Origin of the sequence: Facklamia sp. P12945 (assembly GCF_050409485.1) — a bacterium.
GTDB lineage: Bacteria > Bacillota > Bacilli > Lactobacillales > Aerococcaceae > Facklamia.
Genome location: NZ_JBNUPJ010000008.1, coordinates 1 through 20,511, shown reverse-complemented (window position 1 = coordinate 20,511; position 20,511 = coordinate 1). Strand labels below are relative to the sequence as shown.

Sequence of the window (20,511 nt, the reverse complement as noted above, 5' to 3'; positions counted from 1 at the left end):
CTTATGTCTATTATATCTTAATTAGGATAAAAGCACTATTAATCTTTAGAAGTTAAAATTGTTCTAAAAATTATCTAAATTAACTTATATTTAAATAAGTTCTTTTAATTCAATGAAGCTAGAGTAAGAAGGTTTTGTTTGTTATAATATATTTAAAATTTAAGATAAAGTAGGTAATGTGATGAAAAGAATAAATCGAATTTTGAAGTATGTGTTCGCTATTAACTTCTTTGGGATGATTCTCTTTATTTCTAAGCCATTTTTTACGAGAGTTTATGCAGAAGAAGAGGTTAGGGCTGAAGAAACTCAAGCAGTCAAAGAAGATACTAAAGTAAAATATGTAACCATTCGATCAATTGGCGATATTTTATTACATGATAGTGTTTATTGGAGTGCCCAAACTGGTTCAACGAGTTATCAATTTGATCCAATGTTTAAAGAAGTGGCAAAATATGTCGCTAATGCTGATATCACGACAGCCAATATGGAGACCTTGGTGGCCGGAAATCAAATGGGAGTATCATCTTATCCTTTCTTCAATGTTCCAGATCAAATTGTCGATAGTCTATTAGCGATGGATGTAAATATTGTTTCAACCGCCACTAACCATACCATGGATTTCGGAGCTAAGGGGGCGCATCTTTCATTAGAAATTCTTAAAAATAAGAAAATGGAATATGTCGGATCCTATTCATCTTGGGACGATTACAACCGTCTACGGATCATTGAAAAAAATGGCATTCGAGTAGGATTTTTAAATTATACTTATGGTACGAATGGTAACCCAATTCCTCAAGATGAAAGATACTTAGTGACTCTGATTGATGAAGAACTTATCCCATTAGAAATTCAACATTTAAAAAGACAATGTGATGTAGCTATCGTTATTTATCAATTTGGCGAAGATGCTTTTTTACCAGTTGATTCTCAAATTAGATTAACTCAATTGGCTATTGATGCAGGAGCAAACTTTGTTCTAGGAGGACATTCTCACATTATGCAACCTATGAAACGTTTTAACGATCATCAAGGTGCTTGGTATTCTCATGGTAATTTTTTGTCTGGCCAAGTAAGAGCATATGAAAAAGTCGGTGGAATTGGAGAGTATACCTTTAAGATGGATGTTGATGGAAAAGTTACTTTAGATTCTATGCGATTGATGCCAACTTATAATGTTGGCTATCCAGAATGGTCTTTTTATCAAGTAATTCCATTAGCAAAGGCTCAAGACTTTGGTCTGTGGAACGGTGATCGTTTATATGAAGAAGTAGAGCAACGATTCACTAACTATGAAAAAGACCTTGATTTTGTACCTTATTTAGATTAACTCTATAAAGGATAGCATCTTTTTACTCTCTATTCTGTATTTACAACTAGTTACTTACAAAATAGAGGATTGGGTGAATTATGAAAAGGATAATAGTTGTTTTAATGCTCTTTACTCAAAGTTTTAGTTTACCGAATGTTCATGCTCAAAAAGGTGAAATGACTTATCTCAAAAGCCAAACCGATAAAAATATGGTATCTTTAGAAGCTTGTCAAATACTTTTAAGAGAGACACCACTGACTTCTTCAAATAGTCAAGAAATAATCTCAGATAAAGAGTTACAAAATCAATTTGAAGCCAATCAAGTGCGCATGACAGCCATTAATGAACGCTATCAAATTTTGAACCAAGAAATTATTTCTATTCAAGAAGGGCCTAGCAATTCCTTGAACGAGGCAAATCTTGCATTGGAAGAGGTCATTGAAACTCTTTACCAAAATTTATCAATTGAGCAGCAAGATTTTGTTTCCCTATCTGCTCAAGAGCAATTAGCCTTAATCAGTCAAGATGAAACAGTTATAGAATGGCAAGCTTACATTGAAGAGTTGAATCAAATTTTGGATCAATATATTAGTGAACAAGCCGAATTAGAAGCAGAATACCAACAATTACTCTATGATAACGAAACTTTAGGGGATCAAATTCAAAGTAGTAAGGAAACAATGGCCCAACTTAGTCAATGCCAGCTTTATCCTTATTCAACAAATGCTTACCTTATCAATCAAGAAAATATGCAATTAGACGCTTCTGATCTAGCGACTTTAATCGTCTCAATCGATAATTATTTACAAAAGATTGTCCCCAAAGCCTATGCTAAAGTTACTTTTCAACAAATTTATGATCTTTTTAATAAAAAGATGACTGTTGAAGAACTAAATAATAAGCTTACTGACAAGGAAGTGATTGTATTAGATGATTTTACTTTTACCTCTTACCAATATGCAAAAGAATTGAGCTTATTTGATATCGAAGTGATGGCTTACCAAGCCTTGAATAATTATTATATAAATAATAAGGCTGAAGTTTATCACACTGTTTATAGTAATTTATTAAATCTAAAAGAAAGCCAATTACATTACTTTTATCTAATTAATAGTGAATTATTTGAAAATCTTAAGCATTATCTTGCAAATTATCTTAACCAGCATCAATTAATTAGTGATGAAAACATCCAACAAATTAAAACACTTCATGACCGTTATCAAATGAAATTAGTTTTATATAATGAGAATAATCAGACTTGGTCAGCTAATTTAGGGGCTGATTCGGGCTATTTATTAGAATATCAGGCAAAAGACTTACTTCAAACTCAAACGCCTAATAATGAATCAGCAGATATGGCTAAAGAAGATGTAAAGCATGATCAGCCAGTAGATCAGGTCAAAAAGAACCTAAATGATAGAGGGTTACTCAAACTAGAAGATAAGCAAATAGCAAATGAAACGGATAAACAGGATAATTTAGCCTTCTTAAAAGACAAACTAGCCAATAAGACTAAAGGCAAAAAAGCCAGTAATTTAGCTAAACCCTCTGATAAAGATAAAAATATCAAAGACAAGACGCAATCAAATGATAAAAAATCACAACTTTTACCAACTACTGGTGAGCAAAAGTTCTATCTCAATATCGCATGGTCTCTATTGATAATTGGCTTAATCGCCTTATTAATTAACCGCTACTTTAAACAGCTTCAGCATAAAAAGCGAATACAAGATCATCTTTTCAATGAGGAGGATCTATTTTAGTTTCACTATTTAAAAACTTTCGATATAATAAACCTAATCGAAAGGGGCGTTTTATATGGATATAAATGATTTTAATGAAGCAGTTAAGCACTTTAAGCAAATAGATAGTCATGAAGCTTTTGAATTAATAGAAGCAAAAGAAGGGAATCTTATTTTTGTAGGTCGTGAGACTTGCCCATATTGCCGTTTGTTTGTTAGTAAGTTAGCGGAAGCTGCGATTACAAGTGATTTAAATGTTTATTTCTTACATTCACAAACTCAAAATGACCTAGAAGGAACACAAATGTTCCGTGAAAAATATAACGTTGTCACAGTTCCTGGATTAGTTTATGCTGATTCGAATCGTACAGAAACAGTTTGCGATTCTTCTATGAAAGTAGAAGAGATTATTGATTTTGCTAGAGCATACTAGCTTAGTTAACAGAGGAGAGTAACATTGCAAGACAAACAAAAACAAGTAAAAACTCCTAAAAGCCCAATTGTCTGGTTTTTCATTATGATTATTCTATTCTCAGCTACCATGTTGTTACGGCTAAAAAGTGACTCTATTCAAGAAGCAGGTCAAAGTTTTGGAATACAATCTCAAGTTGCTAAGGAATCATCTGATTCCTTAGCACTTTCAACAACAGAAATAACTGAGTCAAGCACTAAGACCAAGCCTGACCAAACTAGTCAAACAACGGTTGAAGAAAGTTCTACTTCATCTCAAGAATCTGATCAAATCAGAATCTCAACAACTATCGAAACGATAGAAAAAATTGAATCCAGTGAAAGTTTTGAACAAGCCTATACTCAATTACCACCAGCTAAAACTTATTCTATTTTTCAATTTAAAAACAATGAAATTCAAGATCGATTTGTAAAACGCGCTTTTGAAGTGATGATTCAACGTCTCATTGATGAAGATAAATTTTTCTCTGCTGTAGATTATCAATTAACTATCGATCCAACATTGGACGATAATATCTATATTTTGCATCTAGAGGAAAAATACGCTGATCAATTAATAGAACGAGGGTATTACCGCTTTGATTATCGTGGAAAGAAAGTTACTAAATATTAAGTCAAAAAGCTCGGTACGGATTTAAGTGTCCTTATCGAGCTTTTTAAATCATAATTCTTTACTTAGCCAAACCCATTCCCAAATTTGATCGAATTTGCGTTCAAATTTAGGAAAATTTCCTCTGATTATAAAACTTTAGGTTTTTAAAAATCGATCTGATTTTGTTGATGAATCGGTAGACATGTAAGCAAGTTGATGATTCCTTTGGCTTTTAATCGACTTTCTAGTTCTTGATAGAGTAAATTTTTAAGTGTCCATTCATCATGCTCAGCTAATAAATACATAGCAATATTTGCTGAATGTTGATATGCTCTGCGAGGCGAAAAAGGGTAGGCATAGGCGAAGCCAATTATCTCTTGATCCATAAGAATTAGAAGAACGGCATGACTTTCTTGATAGCGAGTGACTTTTTCTTCAAATTTTTGGTTAGAAAGAACAGGACTTTCCAAAGTTAGCTGACTGTTTTGAATAAAGTCTTATAAATTGTTTGAATATCGTCAATATCACAAGGTCTAGCATCCTTGATGCTTATAAGTGGCATAAGACACCTCCTTTTGATATTCTATAATAAATATTTGAGCTTAAAATCAAAAATCATTGAAAGCGTTTACCTTTATAGTTATAATGAAAGTGTCAATTAAGTTAGAAAGGATGATCAGATGAGTCATAAAGTTTATACCAATTATTGGATGAATCGTCGTGATAATGTTGTGAAAGAACATGGATCTTACGCTACAGAGTCAGAAGCTCTCAGAGGGATAAAAGCTTGGTGGGAATTACAAAAAGATAATTACAAAGATGTTGTGGAAAGACGAACCAATTCAGGAGCTTTAGAAATCACTTACGGGGATAATAATTATTATTATCGTATTGTTGAAAGGGAGATGGATGAGGAACTTCCTTCATTGAAAGTAAAATTAAGGAGTCAAGGAGAAATTGAATCCTTAAGGAAGAAATATTTATTAGAAGATGAGCAAGTTTTATTTGATGAATTAGCCGAGCCTTATCGCGACCGTTTAGTCGAGGCTATGGGAGACGGTAAAAAAGTTCAAGATTACATATACGACCTGCAAGGTCGCATGATACGTCCTCTAAAAGTTGATAAATAATAAAATAAAAGAAGCTGAATATCCAGCTTCTTTTTTGTATGGTTTAGTAATAGTATTCATTACCTGAAGACTCAGGAGCGTAATCTACGCCTTCGTTAAAGATACCAGATGGATTCCAAAGAAGAAATTCAGTAATTCCATTTTCTTCCAAAGCAACAATTTGTTGTTGAACTTGAAGAGGTCCATATTCTTGATAGGTACCAGGTGCCAGATTCCAGTCAGTAAAGTCTTGTAACCATGGACGACTATTTGCCGCATTGGTAATATTTTTTAGGATGAGGTTTTCAGAATACATATATTGATCAACTAAGTTATAAGGTTCTAAGTCAGGAGCCGGTATACCAAAAAATCCTAAACCCCAGTGAGAAGGGTAGATCATAGAAGAAATCGTATCGACTCTTTCAGCAATTTGTTCAAAATTTTGACCGATTCCACGTACATCAGGAGCGTCCCCAGCAATTGCAGTATATCCAAAGATATCAGCTGAAACATCTGCGCCATATGGGGCTAATTTATCATTGGCTTCTTCTAAGAAATCATTAATGGCATAAACCCTTTCTTGTCCAAATTTTTCAGGGTCATCGGTTACATAGGTTTGATAGTTACCAATATTATAATCTAGTTGATCTGAGAAAGTTTGGAAACCTTCAGGGAAACGAACATAGTCAAATTGAATATCTTTAAAACCTAATTTAGCAGCTTCGATAGCAATAGTAATGTTGTAGTCCCAAATTTCTGGAAGGAATGGATTAATAAATTTAGCACCATTACCATCCTGCCAAATTTCTCCTGTTTCACTATCTTTAAAGGAATATTCAGGTTTGGCTTCAGCCACTAGTCGATCTTTGAAAGTTACAATGCGAGCGATTGGATAAATTTGACGTTTTTCTAATTCTTTCAAAAGTTCTTTAATATCTACATTGTTATAAGAATTTTGATTAACTAAAGGATTGTCTGTTTCTAATTTTGTTTGAATAACCCCCTCATCATCCTTAAAATCAATAACCACTGCATTTAAGGCGGTGGTTTCAACATAATCTAATAGGTAGTTTAGTCGTTCAGGATCAGAAAAAACAGAAGGAGCAAGATAAATGCCTTTAACACCTTCTTCAGGATAGGTAATATCGATGCCTGAATCATAAAAGAGGACAGAAGGTAGTTTCTCAGGTGCGGTAAGAATAGGATTATTGTGAGGCGATAAGCCCTCATAAGTATTATTTTCTCCTTGATTAATGCGGTTGTTGAATGCCACTACTTCTTCATCTGAATAGGCTAAGACTACTTCTGGAAGTTGGACTTTTTTGGCTTCTTTTTTATCTTCTACTTTTGGTTTACATGCTACTAGCAAAAGCATTAAAAAGGAAAGTAAAGTCAATTGTAAAATGCGTTTTTTATTCATTTAAATCACCGCTTTCTAATTATTTGCCTGTAAGATTAACAAGGTAGACTTTTAAATTAACTAAGAGTGTATTTAAAGGTTCAAAGTATTCGAGAATTTGATCTAAGTTCATATTATTTTCCGTATATAAAAGATTAACATTATCAAAAACAGCGAAGAAACTCTCATGATCAATTTCTTCACTAGTGATAGATTGATAAGACTGATCTTCTATTTCAATGTTTTCAAGATAATTAGAAATATAGATATCTGTTTTATCACATAGATTGGTCGTATATTCAATAACTTTTGTTATTTGATCTTTGGGAAGTTGATCGTTTTCTGGTATGTCTTTAAGCTCTTGGCATAATTCAAGTAATTGCTGACGGCTTTCTTCCATTTCAGCTAATAAATCTTTGCGCTTTGCGATGTTTTTGTTAAGAGGATTATCACTCTGTCCAAAGCCGGATAAATCTTCACTTAAATTAATGGTCGCTTCAAAATCTTGTTGAAGATCCAATTCACGGTTTTGAATTTCACTAATATTTCCAATAATTAGAGTAACATTGTCTTGGATGAGACCAACAGTTCGTTTAGCTCTTTCTAATGAGTTTCCACAAGCAATAATGAGAATAGATAGGCTTAGGAGGATTAATATTTTTTTTGTTTTCATCGTTTCTCCTTGTCATTCATTTATAGTTTATCTAAATTGAACTTTTTAATACATCTAGTATATAATAATAGGTATTGTAAACACAAATATTATAACAAATTAGAATTAATTTGGACAAGGAGGATTAAATGACGACCACTTTTATCATAACGGCTATAATCGTAATACTGGATCAAGCTTTAAAAATATGGACCCAAAATCATTTAACGCTAAATCAAACGCTAGAAATTATTCCTGATTTTTTTCAGTTAAACTATATTCATAATACAGGAGCGGGTTGGGGCTTATTTGCCGGCCAACGTTTTTTCTTAATAGGGGTAACTTTTTTAGTGATTTTCTATTTAGTTTATTTAATTTGGAAAAATCGCTACCATAGCCCTTGGACTAAACTTGCTTATGCACTTTTATTAGGAGGGGCAGTTGGCAACTTAATTGATCGTTTAGTGAGAGGCTATGTAGTAGATATGTTACAGATTCGTCTGTTTGATTTTCCAATTTTTAATTTGGCAGATGTGGCGCTTACTCTAGGCGTTATTTTATTGATTATAATGGTTATATGGACCGAAGAAGGAAGTGATTTAATTTGACAGAAGCATTAAAGCTCTCTAATAATGAAGCAGATCAAGACCGTTTAGATAAAGTTTTGACTAATTATTATCCAAATTTTAGTAGATCGCAATTACAAAAATTAATTAAAGAAAAAAGAGTAAAAGTTAACAATCAATTTTTAAAAGCTAACGCCATTTTAAAAGGGGATGAGATGATTACGATTGATTTTCCTGAAAAAGAAGCCAGCCCTGAAGAATTCGAGTTGATTGCTGAAGTGATGGAGTTAGAGATTATCTTTGAAGATGACAGTTTTTTGCTTGTTAATAAACCAGCTGGGATGGTTGTCCATCCTGCTAAAGGACACACTAACGGAACTCTAGTGAATGGCCTCTATCATTATTTAGGAAAAGCGCTATCCCAAGGCTTTCAATCTTACCGACCAGGAATTGTTCATCGAATTGATAAAGATACCTCTGGTTTATTAGTAGTAGCAAAAAATGATCAAGCCCATCGTCACTTAAGTCAACAATTGGTGGATCACACCATGGGGAGGACTTATGTCGCTTTAGTTAATGGGCAAGTTGAAAGCGACTCCGGACATATTGAAATGCCTGTTAAACGTGACCCATCCAATCGCTTAAGATGGCATGTGGATCCCTCGGGTAAAGAAGCTATTACTGATTTTCAAGTGCTGGAACGTTTTCAATACGCCACATTAATGCAATTAAAGTTACAGACTGGTCGGACTCACCAAATTCGCATCCATATGGAAGCTATAGGTCATCCAATTATAGCCGATCCACTTTATCGCAGAAATCTTCAAAATTTACCGGGGGAATTAGCTAATCAAAAAGACGGGCAACTATTACATGCAAAGGCCATTGATTTATTACATCCTGTTACAGATGAGCCCTTACATTTTGAATGTCCATTGCCCTTAAAGATGCAAAAAATTATAAATAGTCTAAAATAGTTAGAAAAGGAGGGAAGTAGAGATGTCTGAGACTAATCAAAAGATTTTAGCTAAGATCCGAAATTTATTGACTTTAGCTGAAGATGGCGGAAATGATGAAGAGAGCCAAACTGCTTTGCTGATGGCTCAAAAACTGATGTTAAAACATAAAATCTCTCAGCAAGAAGTTTCTGATAAAAAAAGTCCAGAAATCATTTTACGCTCCTTATCAGTCTATAAACGCTTGTATTGGTGGGAAAAAGTTTTAGTTAGGATTATCGCCGATAATTTTCGTTGCATGTTTTATATCCAAAGTAACCGATTACCTCATCAGCATTCGGTTCAACGCAAAATTGTTTTAATGGGTTTTCCAGAAGATGTGGATCTTGCTTTTCAAATGTTTAATTTAGCAGCGGATACAATGAAGTATTATTCTAAAATTCATCTAGCTGAATTAAGTGAAGAAGATTTAAGCAGCAATCCTCTATCTCAGTTGAGAAAATCCTATTATCAAGGATTTATGGACGGACTTAAGGAAAAGTTTGATATCCAACGTCAAGCCATGATGAATGAAAATGAAAAGTATGCCCTGATTATTCAAACGCCAGAAGCTGTCAAAGAAAAATTTAACCGAGAAATAACGGGTTCACTCACATTTAATCAACCTTCCTTTTCGCGATCTAACCATGCCTATCAAGACGGCTTTCAAAAAGGAAAAAATGTCAATCTCACCCAAGCTCAGATAAATCACCAAGCAGAGTCCAATCATTAAAACAATTTTATAATTGGAGATTTACTATGATTGAAGCCAATCGGCGTCTCTTAGCCAAATGATTAATTGTAGAATGGATCTTTTTATATGAGCAAGTCAAATTCCGACGATTTATTCTGCTTTAAAAATTGGAGATTCGGTTTTAATTGATGATGGGGTAATTACTACAAAAGTGAGTAAAGCAAATGATAAGTATGCTGTATTAGGGATAAAAAAGTAAAGAGAAGATCCAAGCGCCAAAAAGCTGAAAAAGGGACTTCACTTTCCTCAAACAATTTTTGAAACAGATATTTTAAATTAAAAAGACAAGCAAGGTATCGCTTTTGCTTGTCAATGTGCCGATGTAATTGCTTGCTCATGCATTAGAACTGCTCAGGATATTAAAGAAATTCAAAAACAACTTCAAATTGAATTAGGTAAGGCTGCGAGTTATATGCCAATTATGGTTAAAATAGAAACCGTCCAAGCCATTACGAAGCTAGCTGAAATTATCTTACAGCTGCGAGCTAGCAGCCTTTCGCTTTAATGATCGCGCGTGGCGATTTAGCTGTTGAAAGAGTTTATATTCGCTTAGCCGAACTTCCACAGCCAATCATGTGGATGGCTGAAGCAGCTGATGACCCCGTCGTTTGGGGCACAGAAGTCTTCGATAAATTAATTAAAACCGGTGTGCCGAGTCGCTCTGAAGTAACAGATGTCACTGAGGGAGCTCGCTCAGATTGTGTTATGATAAACAAAGGCGATTATGCAGTGGCAACGGTTAAAATGCTTGATCCTATCTTTAAAAGAATGCAAGGTCGCCTCGACCAAAAGACACCACAACTTAGCGTTCTAAATCGTGCAAATCTAGGGTCTACTCCTCCTCTTGACAAGTAAAGAGTTGAGGATAGTTATGGCACTCTGGATTGCGCGGATGACAAATTCTCCTACCGAATAGGATTAAAGATTGATGGGCTTGAGTCCATTGGTCTTTATCCAAGACCTCCATTACACGATTTTCAACTTGACGAACACTCGCACCAGGATCAACAATCTGATGATGGAGGCAGATACGATGGATATGCGTATCCACTGCAAAGGCAGGAATTCCAAAGCCGACACTCAAGACCACGTTGGTTGTTTTACGACCAACTCCGGCCAGGGCTTCAAGATCTTTACGATTACCAGGAATTTCACCTTGATGGCGTTCCATTAATTGATTGGCACATTTGTGGAGATATTTTGCCTTGTTGCGATACAAGCCGATTGTTTTTAAATAAGGCATTATCTCTTGCGGGCTCGCTTTTGCAAGTTCTTTAGGACTAGGGTAGGCGGCAAATAAGGCAGGCGTCACTTTATTAACCGCTACATCAGTTGTTTGAGCACTCAATAATACAGCTACTAATAATTGATAGCGGTTTGAGAAATTTAATTCTGCTTTAGCATCTGGAAATAGAGCAATGATTTCTTCTAATACATGACGTGCACAGTGGTTAGTTAGCATAATAAAACCCTTTCTAAAAATTAATCAATTATCAGTCTTTAATGACTATCATAAGTAATCTCTGTCAATTTCTCAAATATTTTTTTACAGATAAAAAGATAGTCATCCACAAGATTTTGTGTTAGTATTAAAAAACGACACTACATCTTGTGTTATTTTTTTAATTTAGGAGGAAACCATGGCTATGATAGTTATTGGAGGAATGATTGGAGCTGGCAAAACAAGCTTAGCGACTTTTTTAGGTAAGGCCTTAAAGAGCCAGGTGTATTACGAAAATGTAGATGATAATCATATCTTACCCTTATACTACACCGCAAGTGAAGAAGAACAAGAAAGAAAAAGGTATCCATTTTTATTACAATTAGACTTTTTGTCCAGTCGTTATCGTGATATCAAGAAAGCTTTTTATCACCCACATAATATAATAGATCGTTCCATTTATGAAGATTGGTATTTTGCCAAGGTCAACCATCAAGCGGGTAAAATTTCGGACGAAGAATTTATTATTTATGAGAAATTATTAGACAATATGATGGAAGAATTAGAAGATTTACCCAAAAAAGCACCCGATCTGATGGTTTATTTACATGGATCTTTTGAAAGCATTTTAAAAAGAATCAATCAAAGAGGTCGCGATTTTGAACAAGACCCTGAATTAATCGAGTATTATTATCGTCTATGGCAAGGTTATGATGATTGGGTAGATAACCATTATCATGCTTCCCAAGTTTTAAAGATATCGATTGATGAATTGGATGTCTTAAATAATCCTGCTGATGCAAAAAAAGTGATACAAATGGTTATTGTTAAACTAGAAGAGCTAGGGGTTCCTGCCGATGGATATGGACAAGATTAAAGACTTTAGCAAAACTTATTTAAGACAAGAAAAAAGTGGGCATGATTGGTTACATATCCAACGGGTGGTTGCCAATTGTGAGCAAATAATCAAACATATACAAGAGCCTATTAATGTTGATGTTGTTTTGGCAGCTGCTTATACCCATGATTTATTAGATGAAAAAATAAAAGTTGATTACCTCCTTACGGAAAAAGATGTAAGACATATACTTAAAGAAGCCCAAATGTCTCTGGAAGAAATAGAGCAAGTCTTAAGTATTATAAAAAACCTCTCTTTTGCTGCCAATTTAATAGAAAAACAACACTTAACATTGGAAGGCCAAATTGTTCAAGATGCCGATCGCCTAGATGCAATCGGTGCGATTGGTATTGCTAGAACTTTCTACTACGGAGGTAGCAAGGGGCATAGTCTTTATGATCCGAAAGCTGTTCATACTTCGGCACAAGCTGTATGCTCCAAAGAAACTTATCGTCAAGTAAGAAACGTACGCCAACATTTTGATGATAAGTTATTAAAGCTCAAAAACTTAATGAATACTAAAGCTGGGCAGGAAATGGCTAAAAATCGTCATCAGTTAATGATTGACTTTCTACAAGCTTTTGATCAAGATACCCTCTCAAATACCAATCAATTGAGTTAAATGGCCTGGGCAGTTGACTATAAAGTTTTCAAGATTGAAATAATTCTTTAAGCTTGTTATACTCAAAGAAGTAAACGAATACAATTAGGAGGCCCTATATGAAATTCTTTTTAGATACTGCAAATGTTGAAGAAATTAAGCGCATCAACGACCTAGGTTTGGTGGATGGCATTACTACCAATCCTACATTAATTTCTAGAGAGGGAAAAGATTTTGAAACAGTTATCAAAGAGATTTGTTCAATTGTTGATGGACCTGTTTCGGCTGAAGTCATTGCCTTAGATTATGAAGGCATGGTTAAAGAAGCTAGACAAGTTGCCCAATGGGCAGATAATATCGTGGTTAAAATTCCGATGACTGAAGCAGGCTTAAAAGCTGTTAATACATTGTCTAAAGAAGGAATTAAGACTAACGTCACACTTATTTTCTCAGTGGCTCAAGGCCTTTTAGCGGCTAAGGCAGGTGCCACATATATATCTCCATTTATTGGACGAATCGATGATATGGGAGAAGATGGTATGGAATTGATTGCTGACTTACGCTTAGTTTTAGATAACTATGCATTAGACGCTGAAATTATTGCTGCTTCCATTCGTCATATTGGACATTTTGAAGCCACAGCTGTTGCAGGAGCAGATATTGCAACGGTACCCGGCAGTCTATTCCCTAAATTATGGTCTCATCCATTAACTGACAAAGGAATTGCTGGCTTCTTAAAAGACTGGGAAGCTTTTCAGCATAAACAATCTAAATAAAAAGAAAAAGGATCTAGCTTTTAGATCCTTTTTAATTAATTATTTTTAAAAATTTAGACCAGTCAGATAACCCACAAAGGCCACAATCATTAAGCAGGATAATCGGGCAGTTGCTAAAAATATCCCTTTACGGCTCTTATGACGGCAAAGATAGATAGCTATTAGACCACCTAAGCCCCCTAAACAAAAGGTGGCTATTAATAAGCTTTTTTCTGAAATACGCCAAAGCTGATGTTTGGCTTTATATTTATCAACAGCATAGAGTGAAAAAACAACAATATTCCAAAGACCAAGCAGTCCTATGACAAAGTAAATATAAGTCGGCATAAGTCACCTTTCTATTAATAAGTTAATATTATTATAACGCTAAACGGGCTAAATACAGCGATGGTTCTTGCAAAATAAACTGATTATTAATTTAAGCAAAACATTTTTCTAAAGACAAGTAAATGAGTTATAATGGTTATAACAAAATGACAGAGGAGAATGTATATGATAGATACAAGTACTTTATTATTGATACTCGGATTGGTTATTATTTTAGGAGCCATTTACTTCTTATCACGTAAAAGTAAAGATTCAAATAATAAACCTCAGGTTACTGACAAGACTATGAACGATCCTTTAGGTCCGGTTCATATTAATTCTGATATTGATTCTTCAACCAATGCTTTAGGGGAAGATCCGTTCAAAGATAACGTTCCTTTACGTGAAGGTCAAGCAGCTCAAAAAGCTCAGCATTATAATGATGAAATAGGAGTAAATCTTGATGAAGCAAGTGAAGCAGAGGACGGAAAAACTCCCCCCCTAAATAATAGTCAAAACGCATTTACCTCAAGTGAATCATTCGACCATTCTTCTTATCGTTTTGTTCACTATCAAGAACTAATTGATAATAATGGCTTAAAAGATGAATGGGTGCAACTTGAAGGGAAAATCGCATCGTTCTTTACTGAAGATTTAGGAGTAGAAGGTGCTATCGCCTTAGGTTCTTTATCTACTAGCCAAGAAGAACCCGTTAATCTTGTAGCTTTAAAATTCATTAACGAGACGGACCAAACGCTAAATACAGACGATCATGTCAAAGTTTATGGTAAGATGCAAGGCTTAAAAGTTTCTAATAAACAGCTTGTTCCAGCCATGTTAGTCGATCATTTCGAAAAGATTTAAAAACACCTTGACAAAAAATAAATAGACGGTATAATATGATTATAAACTTTAACAATTAAATATTTCTGATCAAGCGGTGATATAATCATGCAGCCCGGTCCTCATTGCGAGGACAGCAGAGATACCTTAGCGTACCTGTGAGACAGTTTTCATTAACTGTCTTTGGTGCGCTTTTTTTGTTAGAGAATTACGAAAGAAAGAAGGAGATTTTGTGGTGGTTAGTATCTTTAGGAATCGTGAAGGGCAGTTTTTTGCCATAGGAACTATCTTAATGATCGCAGGTTTCTTATTTTCATTTAATCCTCTTTTGAGTCGGTTTGCTTTTTATTTAGCTATTTTCTTTTTAGGCTTTTTTGCCACTAAAGAAGCTGTCAGTGAGACTTTTATTGAAAAAAAATTGAATGTAGACCTCCTCATGGTTTTAGCAGCTTTAGGAGCTGTTATTATTAATTATGAGTCTGAGGGAGCTATGCTTTTATTCATCTTTGCAGGGGCCGAAGTTTTAGAAGAATATGCAACCAATAAATCTACTAAGGCCATCGAAGAACTAATGGGGCATGTGCCTAATGTAGCCTTAAAAATTTTACCAAATGGTGAAACGAAAGAAGTGCCTACAGATAGTTTAGAAATAGGTGATCAAGTATTGGTAGCTAAGGGTGATGCCTTACCAATCGATGGTTTCTCAGATCGATCGGTAATCATAAATGAAGCTGCTTTAACCGGAGAATCTTTACCAGTAGAAAAAAATCAAGGCGAAGAAGTTTTTGCTGGTACAATCAATGAAGGAAATTCTTTTAGACTAGAGGTAAGTAAGCTAAGTAAAGATACAGTCTTTTCTTCCATTATTCGGATGGTTCAAGAGGCCCAGTCCAATCCATCTAAAATAGCGAGTTTTATCGATCGCTTTGAATCACATTATGCTATGGGTGTTTTAATCGCTGTGCCTTTATTCATTGTTGCCTTATATTTTTTAGTGGATTATTCCTTCCAAGAGGCTTTCTACCGCGGCATGGTCTTGCTAACGGTGGCTAGTCCCTGTGCGTTAGTTGCTACGGCTACTCCAGCCACTTTATCAGCCATTTCTAATGGAGCTAAAAATGGTATTTTGGTCAAGGGTGGAGCAGCCATGGAATCATTAAATACCATGGATATTCTATTTTCAGATAAAACTGGTACTCTAACTCAAGGTGTCTTTGATGTGGTTGATTATGAGCTAGAAGAAGACTACTTAAAAGAAGTAGTTTATATGGAACAAGGTTCCAACCATCCCATTGCTCTAGCAGTTGTTAAGCATTTTAAGGATCTAGACTTGTCGGAAGTAGATACCCATGAAAAGGTGGAAGAATTACCAGGACAAGGGATGAAAAAGGGAGAAATTCAAGTTGGAAAACCTTCTACTTTTGAACACTTAGCAAATTATGCACAATATATTGATCGAATAGAAGAAGGGCATACAACTATCTTTATCGCTAATCAAGAAAAAGTATTAGGTTATCTCTCATTAGCTGATAAGATTCGTTCCGAATCAATTGAAGCGGTTAAGAAATTCCAGCAAGCCGGAGTAGAAGTTGTCCTGATTACTGGGGATAACCATCAAGTTGCTAAAAAAGTAGGTCAGCAGGTAGGAATTGAAGATGTAGTGGCTGAATGCTTACCCAAAGATAAAATAAAATATGTTAAAGAAAGTCAAGCAAAGGATAAGGTAGTGGGCATGATTGGCGATGGAATTAATGATGCTCCTGCTTTAGCCCATGCTAATATTGGTATTGCCATGGGATCTGGCTCTTCTATCGCGATGGAGTCATCTGAAATTATCGTTGTAAAAAATAATTTATTGAAACTATTTTATTCTTACCAGTTGAGTCATAAATTAAATCGAATCATTAAGCAAAACATTATCTTTGCTATTAGTGTCATCTTTATATTAATTGTCCTTAACTTTCTAGGTACTTTAGACTTACCTTTAGGTGTAGTTTTTCATGAAGGCTCTACTATTTTAGTTATTTTAAACGGTCTTCGTCTTTTAAGACAAAACGAGTCTTTAAATGAATAATTTTTACTTTTAATCTCGGTTCTCTCCCATTTTTGGTATTTTGGGAGAGTTTTATGCATTTAATATGAAATCGAGATTAAAATATACTACAATAAGAGTTACTTGAAAAAAATATAGAGAGGAAGAAAAATAATGTTTGCAATTTTTCGCAAATTAGCATGGTTTTTTAAATTAAGATGGAAGACCTATACCTTGGCAATAGGGGGGTTGATTTCTTGTGCTGTTTTATCTGCAATAATTCCTTTATTAATTGGTCAAGTAGTTGACCAAATGGCAAAAGGTAGTCTAACTTCATCCTCTCTTTTACAGTATATGTTATTGCTTTTATTGGTCGGTCTAATGATGTATGGCTTACGTTATATGTGGCGATCGAATCTATTTACTAATTCCACTATTTTAGAGTCGATTATGCGTAATAAATTATATGACCACTTTACAAAAATGGATCAAACCTTTTACGGAAAATACCGTACCGGTGACTTGATGGCTCACGCTACTAATGACCTACGAGCGTTACGCTTTGTAGCTGGGGGAGGTATTTTAACCTTAACTGATGCCTTATCTATCACAATCGTCACACTTTTTTCCATGGTAATTATTATTGATTGGAAGTTAACACTCTATACAATTGTTCCTTTCCCTTTGCTTATTTTTGTTTCAAGATACTTAGGTAAGTGGATTAATAAATACTTTAGAGAGTCCCTAAGAGCTTTTTCTAAAATGAATGATCATGTGCAAGAAAGTGTAGCTGGAATGACAGTCATTAAAGCCTTTGGCGAAGAAAAAGAAGACCACTTAGACTTTGTAAAAGCAACTGATAATGTAATTGCTCAAAATCGTAAGGTCCACTTAGTCAATTCAGCCTATTCTCCTATCATTAACTTAATTACAGGATTAACTTATGTTTTAACAATTATCTTTGGCTCATACTTTGTCAGTGAGGGTAGAATCTCGATTGGTCAATTGATTGCTTATTTTTCTTATTTAGGTAATATGACATGGCCTCTTTTAGCAGTGGGTCGTTTAGTCAATACCATGGAAAGAGGGAATGCATCCTATGACCGGGTAACAGAACTCCTAGCTCAAAAGGCGAGTGTTACTAATCCAAAAGATGGCATTAAGAAACTTCCATTTAAAAACCTAAAGGTTGATATCAAACAATTTACCTATCCTACTAGTGAAGAAATTAATTTACAAGATGTTACTTTTGAACTAAGCGAAGGACAAACATTAGGAATTGTCGGCAAAACTGGTTCAGGTAAAACGACCCTTTTAAACTGTTTAGTTCGTCTCTATGATTTAGATCAAGGTCAGATTTTATTTGACAATCAAGATTTAACTAAGATTGATTTAACTTACTTAAGAGACCATGTAGGCTATATTCCGCAAACAAACCTGTTGTTTTCAACTTCTGTTAGAGAGAATGTTCGTTTTGGCCGGCCAGATATGTCACAAGATCAAGTGGAACATTACACTCAAATAGCTGATATTCACCAAGATATTCTTGATTTTACTGATGGCTATGAGACGGAAGTAGGTGAGAGAGGGGTATCACTTTCTGGTGGTCAAAAACAAAGGATTTCAATTGCAAGAACGCTGGCTATGCAGCCTCAAATTTTATTAATGGATGATGCCCTATCAGCAGTGGATGCTAGAACTGAACAAGCTATTTTAAGTAAGTTAAAAGATGAAAGAGATAATGGCATTTCGATTATTGCGACTCATCGCCTATCTTCTGTTATGCATGCCGATGAGATTATTGTGCTAGACCAAGGGAAAATAACTGAAAGAGGAAACCATCAAGAGCTAGTTGCCTTGAATGGTTGGTATGCCAATATGTTTACCCAACAACAATTAGAAGAGAAATTAGGAGGTGAAGTCGGTGAAGAAGAATAAGAAAACTAGACAAACTAAATTTTCAATTCTTGAACAAATCGATATCTTACGTTATCTCTTCTCTTTCGCTTCCAATCAGTGGTGGCGGTTTCTTATTTCTGTCATTGCAATGATTGCTTCCTCATCTATTGCTGCCTATTTGCCGATTATTATTAAACGTTATTTAGACAGTATTTCAGCTGGTCAAGTGACAAGTTTTAATATCACCATCAAAGTGGCTTTAACTTATTTGGGCCTCTTGATTATAAGAATGATCTTGATTTATGCCAAAGATTTTTACTTCTTTATGGCGAGCGAATACACTGTGGCAAGTATGCGTAACCGTCTGTATTCAAAACTAGGCCGGTTAAGTATGAACTATTTCAACCAAACTCCTAACGGCGAAGTTGTTTCGCGCATTACAAATGACACTGAAACAATTAAAGAGTTCTGGAATGTTTTCTTAACTTTTTTTGATGGCTTCATTAATGCTGTAACCGTTGGAACAGCTATGTTTAGTTTACACGCTGGTATTTCTTGGATGTTTATTGCCTTTCTACCTTTAGTGTTTATTCTAATTTATATTTATCAAAAAATATCGACAGTCGTATACCGCAAGATGCGGTCTGCTCTGGCACGAGTGAATGCTAAATTGGCCGAATCGACTATGGGAATGTGGTTAATTCAGCAGTTTAATCAGACCGAGCGTATGAAAGATGAGTTTGACCAAGTTAACCAAGAATATGTTAAAGCAAGAACGAATATGTTCAAAATGAATGCGATCTTTTTAATGCCAGCGGTTAATTTGATTGAACAAATTGTTCTAGTATTAGTAATTTGGATTTTTGGTAATCAACTATTAAAAGGAAACAACTTAGATATCGGTATAATTTATGCTTTCACCTCTTACTCCAAGTCATTCTTTAATCCAATTGGTAATATGTTGGATAGTCTTTCTGTTTATCAAGATGGCCTGGTATCTGCTTCCAGAGGGCGTAAGCTGTTATCAAACTCAGATATTAACCCCAGCCAAACTAATAAGAAAATTCAAAGACAATTGGATGGCGAAGTTTCAACTAAAGATTTAAGCTTTTCATATGACCAAGAGCAACTGGTGCTTAAAGATATAAATATTCAAGCCCATCAAGGTCAGATGATTGCTTTGGTCGGCCACACTGGATCTGGTAAATCGACCATCATCAATCTCTTAATGCGGTTTTATAACTTTGATCAAGGAGAAATTAATTTTGACGGAGTCTCTATCAAAGACTATGACATAGAGACCCTAAAAGACCAAGTCTCCTTAGTACAACAAGACGCTTTTATGTTCTATGGTAGTATCAAGGATAATATTCGTTTGCATGGAGACTATTCGGATGAAGAAGTAATTGCAGCTGCAAAATTCACCGGAGCTGATCACTTTATTGAAGCTTTCCCTGATGGTTATGACCATTTAGTAACCGAGGGAGGAGCTTCCCTATCAGCTGGTCAAAAACAATTAATCAATATTTCGCGCTCGGTGATTCGCCAACCTAAAATCTTAATTCTTGACGAGGCAACGGCCTCCATGGATACTGAAAGTGAGCAATATATTCAGACAAGTTTAGATAAAATTAGACAACAAGCTACTTTAATAGTGATTGCCCACCGTTTATCAACCATTAAAAAAGCTGATCAAATCTACGTTTTGAATAAAGGAAATATTATTGAAGTTGGCAAACATGATGAACTAATTGCTCATCAAGGAATCTATTACGATATGTACCGTTTACAGTCCTTAAAAGAAAAATAGTTAAGTTGCTAAAGCCTCAGTCAGCGTTTTAGTAATTCTTTCTTAATTTTTACATTATCCTTAAATAATAAAACTTTAAAGAGTTGATGATGGGCTTACTTGATGTATTGAATCTATTAGATAGATTATTACAAGGTTCAAAGGCACAAATAAGAAAAATCTTGCTAATAAAGCAGGCTTATATTTAGGAGTCTTGGGTAAAATTGCTACTATTGGTTTACCAATTGTTAGGCGATAATACATATGTGACATAAAACAAATAAAAATAGGGAGCTTCTGTTACACTAAAGATATACAAACAACTTAGCGAAAGGAA

The 20,511-nt window shown here is 34.7% G+C and carries 21 protein-coding genes and 1 pseudogene; 17 read left to right on the top strand and 5 right to left on the bottom strand.

The window, feature by feature from the left end:
• Window positions 1-181 precede the first annotated feature (181 nt).
• The 4 genes from ACQV2X_RS03905 to ACQV2X_RS03890 all read left to right on the top strand — a co-directional run bounded on the left by ACQV2X_RS03905 (window position 182) and on the right by ACQV2X_RS03890 (window position 4,135).
• Entirely contained in the window at window positions 182-1,327 is a 1,146-nt protein-coding gene (locus ACQV2X_RS03905) for a CapA family protein (RefSeq protein WP_428892639.1), read from the top strand.
• An 80-nt stretch (window positions 1,328-1,407) separates the two neighbouring features.
• Window positions 1,408-3,072 carry an LPXTG cell wall anchor domain-containing protein gene (locus tag ACQV2X_RS03900; protein ID WP_428894258.1) on the top strand — a complete coding sequence of 555 codons (1,665 nt, stop codon included), beginning with the start codon at window positions 1,408-1,410 and terminating at the stop codon, window positions 3,070-3,072.
• Between the two features lie 55 nt (window positions 3,073-3,127).
• A complete protein-coding gene (locus ACQV2X_RS03895) occupies window positions 3,128-3,484 on the top strand; it encodes a thiol reductase thioredoxin (RefSeq protein WP_428873397.1) in 357 nt (118 codons plus the stop codon).
• 24 nt (window positions 3,485-3,508) lie between these two features.
• Window positions 3,509-4,135, top strand: coding sequence for a hypothetical protein (locus ACQV2X_RS03890; protein WP_428881777.1), 627 nt, complete (start codon window positions 3,509-3,511; stop codon window positions 4,133-4,135).
• 143 nt (window positions 4,136-4,278) lie between these two features.
• Here the strand turns inward: ACQV2X_RS03890 and ACQV2X_RS03885 are convergent, their stop codons facing one another.
• Window positions 4,279-4,584, bottom strand: a complete 306-nt coding sequence (locus tag ACQV2X_RS03885; protein ID WP_428894257.1) for an N-acetyltransferase family protein — start codon at window positions 4,582-4,584, stop codon at window positions 4,279-4,281.
• 210 nt (window positions 4,585-4,794) lie between these two features.
• Here ACQV2X_RS03885 and ACQV2X_RS03880 point away from each other — a divergent pair, with 210 nt between their 5' ends.
• Entirely contained in the window at window positions 4,795-5,244 is a 450-nt protein-coding gene (locus ACQV2X_RS03880) for a hypothetical protein (RefSeq protein WP_428873394.1), read from the top strand.
• Window positions 5,245-5,287: 43 nt separating this feature from the next.
• On the opposite strand, the gene ACQV2X_RS03875 is transcribed toward ACQV2X_RS03880, so the two are convergent.
• A complete protein-coding gene (locus ACQV2X_RS03875) occupies window positions 5,288-6,643 on the bottom strand; it encodes a putative glycoside hydrolase (protein ID WP_428873393.1) in 1,356 nt (451 codons plus the stop codon).
• Window positions 6,644-6,662: 19 nt separating this feature from the next.
• Entirely contained in the window at window positions 6,663-7,295 is a 633-nt protein-coding gene (locus ACQV2X_RS03870; protein WP_428873392.1) for a YkyA family protein, read from the bottom strand.
• Between the two features lie 128 nt (window positions 7,296-7,423).
• Here ACQV2X_RS03870 and lspA point away from each other — a divergent pair, with 128 nt between their 5' ends.
• From lspA to ACQV2X_RS03845, 5 genes and pseudogenes are all read left to right on the top strand, one after another.
• Window positions 7,424-7,882 (top strand): signal peptidase II, encoded by a 459-nt coding sequence (gene lspA, locus ACQV2X_RS03865; protein WP_428875190.1) that lies wholly within the window; start codon window positions 7,424-7,426, stop codon window positions 7,880-7,882.
• Entirely contained in the window at window positions 7,879-8,817 is a 939-nt protein-coding gene (locus ACQV2X_RS03860; protein WP_428875189.1) for an RluA family pseudouridine synthase, read from the top strand. Before lspA ends, ACQV2X_RS03860 begins: the two co-directional genes overlap by 4 nt.
• 22 nt (window positions 8,818-8,839) lie before the next feature.
• Entirely contained in the window at window positions 8,840-9,568 is a 729-nt protein-coding gene (locus ACQV2X_RS03855; protein ID WP_428873387.1) for a DUF2786 domain-containing protein, read from the top strand.
• 313 nt (window positions 9,569-9,881) lie between these two features.
• A pseudogene (locus ACQV2X_RS03850) lies at window positions 9,882-10,094 on the top strand (hypothetical protein); the annotation flags it as partial.
• Window positions 10,094-10,444, top strand: a complete 351-nt coding sequence (locus tag ACQV2X_RS03845; protein WP_428873386.1) for a pyruvate kinase — start codon at window positions 10,094-10,096, stop codon at window positions 10,442-10,444. The pseudogene ACQV2X_RS03850 and the gene ACQV2X_RS03845, both read left to right, overlap by 1 nt.
• On the opposite strand, the gene nth is transcribed toward ACQV2X_RS03845, so the two are convergent.
• The gene (nth, locus tag ACQV2X_RS03840) at window positions 10,422-11,054 is read right to left on the bottom strand and encodes an endonuclease III (RefSeq protein WP_428875221.1); all 633 of its coding nucleotides are present in this window, start codon (window positions 11,052-11,054) and stop codon (window positions 10,422-10,424) included. The genes ACQV2X_RS03845 and nth overlap by 23 nt on opposite strands.
• Window positions 11,055-11,229: 175 nt before the next feature.
• On the opposite strand from nth, the gene ACQV2X_RS03835 reads away from it, so the two are divergent.
• The 3 genes from ACQV2X_RS03835 (at window position 11,230) to fsa (ending at window position 13,305) form a co-directional block, all read left to right on the top strand.
• Window positions 11,230-11,907, top strand: a complete 678-nt coding sequence (locus tag ACQV2X_RS03835) for a deoxynucleoside kinase (RefSeq protein WP_428873385.1) — start codon at window positions 11,230-11,232, stop codon at window positions 11,905-11,907.
• Entirely contained in the window at window positions 11,888-12,550 is a 663-nt protein-coding gene (locus ACQV2X_RS03830) for an HD domain-containing protein (protein WP_428893166.1), read from the top strand. The genes ACQV2X_RS03835 and ACQV2X_RS03830 overlap by 20 nt, the downstream gene beginning before the upstream one ends.
• 98 nt (window positions 12,551-12,648) lie before the next feature.
• On the top strand, window positions 12,649-13,305 hold the full coding sequence (gene fsa / locus ACQV2X_RS03825) for a fructose-6-phosphate aldolase (protein ID WP_428875247.1): 657 nt from the start codon (window positions 12,649-12,651) through the stop codon (window positions 13,303-13,305).
• Window positions 13,306-13,350: 45 nt separating this feature from the next.
• Here fsa and ACQV2X_RS03820 read toward each other — a convergent pair whose 3' ends face one another.
• Complete coding sequence (locus ACQV2X_RS03820; protein WP_428873381.1) at window positions 13,351-13,632, bottom strand: DUF1294 domain-containing protein; 282 nt, start codon at window positions 13,630-13,632, stop codon at window positions 13,351-13,353.
• A gap of 165 nt (window positions 13,633-13,797) precedes the next feature.
• On the opposite strand from ACQV2X_RS03820, the gene ACQV2X_RS03815 reads away from it, so the two are divergent.
• From ACQV2X_RS03815 to ACQV2X_RS03800, 4 genes are all read left to right on the top strand, one after another.
• Window positions 13,798-14,475: an LPXTG cell wall anchor domain-containing protein gene (locus ACQV2X_RS03815; protein WP_428894256.1), complete on the top strand. Its 678-nt coding sequence runs from the start codon at window positions 13,798-13,800 to the stop codon at window positions 14,473-14,475.
• A gap of 211 nt (window positions 14,476-14,686) precedes the next feature.
• A complete protein-coding gene (locus ACQV2X_RS03810; protein ID WP_428876429.1) occupies window positions 14,687-16,528 on the top strand; it encodes a heavy metal translocating P-type ATPase in 1,842 nt (613 codons plus the stop codon).
• Between the two features lie 132 nt (window positions 16,529-16,660).
• The gene (locus ACQV2X_RS03805; protein ID WP_428873376.1) at window positions 16,661-18,424 is read left to right on the top strand and encodes an ABC transporter ATP-binding protein; all 1,764 of its coding nucleotides are present in this window, start codon (window positions 16,661-16,663) and stop codon (window positions 18,422-18,424) included.
• Window positions 18,411-20,195, top strand: coding sequence for an ABC transporter ATP-binding protein (locus tag ACQV2X_RS03800; RefSeq protein ID WP_428873375.1), 1,785 nt, complete (start codon window positions 18,411-18,413; stop codon window positions 20,193-20,195). Before ACQV2X_RS03805 ends, ACQV2X_RS03800 begins: the two co-directional genes overlap by 14 nt.
• Window positions 20,196-20,511: the final 316 nt, after the last annotated feature.

Bases quoted from the DNA above. Each gene is read 5' to 3' on its own strand.
- ACQV2X_RS03905 (WP_428892639.1), top strand. From the start codon at position 182: ATGAAAAGAATAAATCGAATTTTGAAGTATGTGTTCGCTATTAACTTC.
- ACQV2X_RS03900 (WP_428894258.1), top strand. From the start codon at position 1,408: ATGAAAAGGATAATAGTTGTTTTAATGCTCTTTACTCAAAGTTTTAGT.
- ACQV2X_RS03895 (WP_428873397.1), top strand. From the start codon at position 3,128: ATGGATATAAATGATTTTAATGAAGCAGTTAAGCACTTTAAGCAAATA.
- ACQV2X_RS03880 (WP_428873394.1), top strand. From the start codon at position 4,795: ATGAGTCATAAAGTTTATACCAATTATTGGATGAATCGTCGTGATAAT.
- ACQV2X_RS03875 (WP_428873393.1), bottom strand. From the start codon at position 6,643: ATGAATAAAAAACGCATTTTACAATTGACTTTACTTTCCTTTTTAATG.
- ACQV2X_RS03870 (WP_428873392.1), bottom strand. From the start codon at position 7,295: ATGAAAACAAAAAAAATATTAATCCTCCTAAGCCTATCTATTCTCATT.
- lspA (WP_428875190.1), top strand. From the start codon at position 7,424: ATGACGACCACTTTTATCATAACGGCTATAATCGTAATACTGGATCAA.
- ACQV2X_RS03855 (WP_428873387.1), top strand. From the start codon at position 8,840: ATGTCTGAGACTAATCAAAAGATTTTAGCTAAGATCCGAAATTTATTG.
- ACQV2X_RS03845 (WP_428873386.1), top strand. From the start codon at position 10,094: ATGATCGCGCGTGGCGATTTAGCTGTTGAAAGAGTTTATATTCGCTTA.
- ACQV2X_RS03835 (WP_428873385.1), top strand. From the start codon at position 11,230: ATGGCTATGATAGTTATTGGAGGAATGATTGGAGCTGGCAAAACAAGC.
- ACQV2X_RS03830 (WP_428893166.1), top strand. From the start codon at position 11,888: ATGGATATGGACAAGATTAAAGACTTTAGCAAAACTTATTTAAGACAA.
- fsa (WP_428875247.1), top strand. From the start codon at position 12,649: ATGAAATTCTTTTTAGATACTGCAAATGTTGAAGAAATTAAGCGCATC.
- ACQV2X_RS03820 (WP_428873381.1), bottom strand. From the start codon at position 13,632: ATGCCGACTTATATTTACTTTGTCATAGGACTGCTTGGTCTTTGGAAT.
- ACQV2X_RS03815 (WP_428894256.1), top strand. From the start codon at position 13,798: ATGATAGATACAAGTACTTTATTATTGATACTCGGATTGGTTATTATT.
- ACQV2X_RS03805 (WP_428873376.1), top strand. From the start codon at position 16,661: ATGTTTGCAATTTTTCGCAAATTAGCATGGTTTTTTAAATTAAGATGG.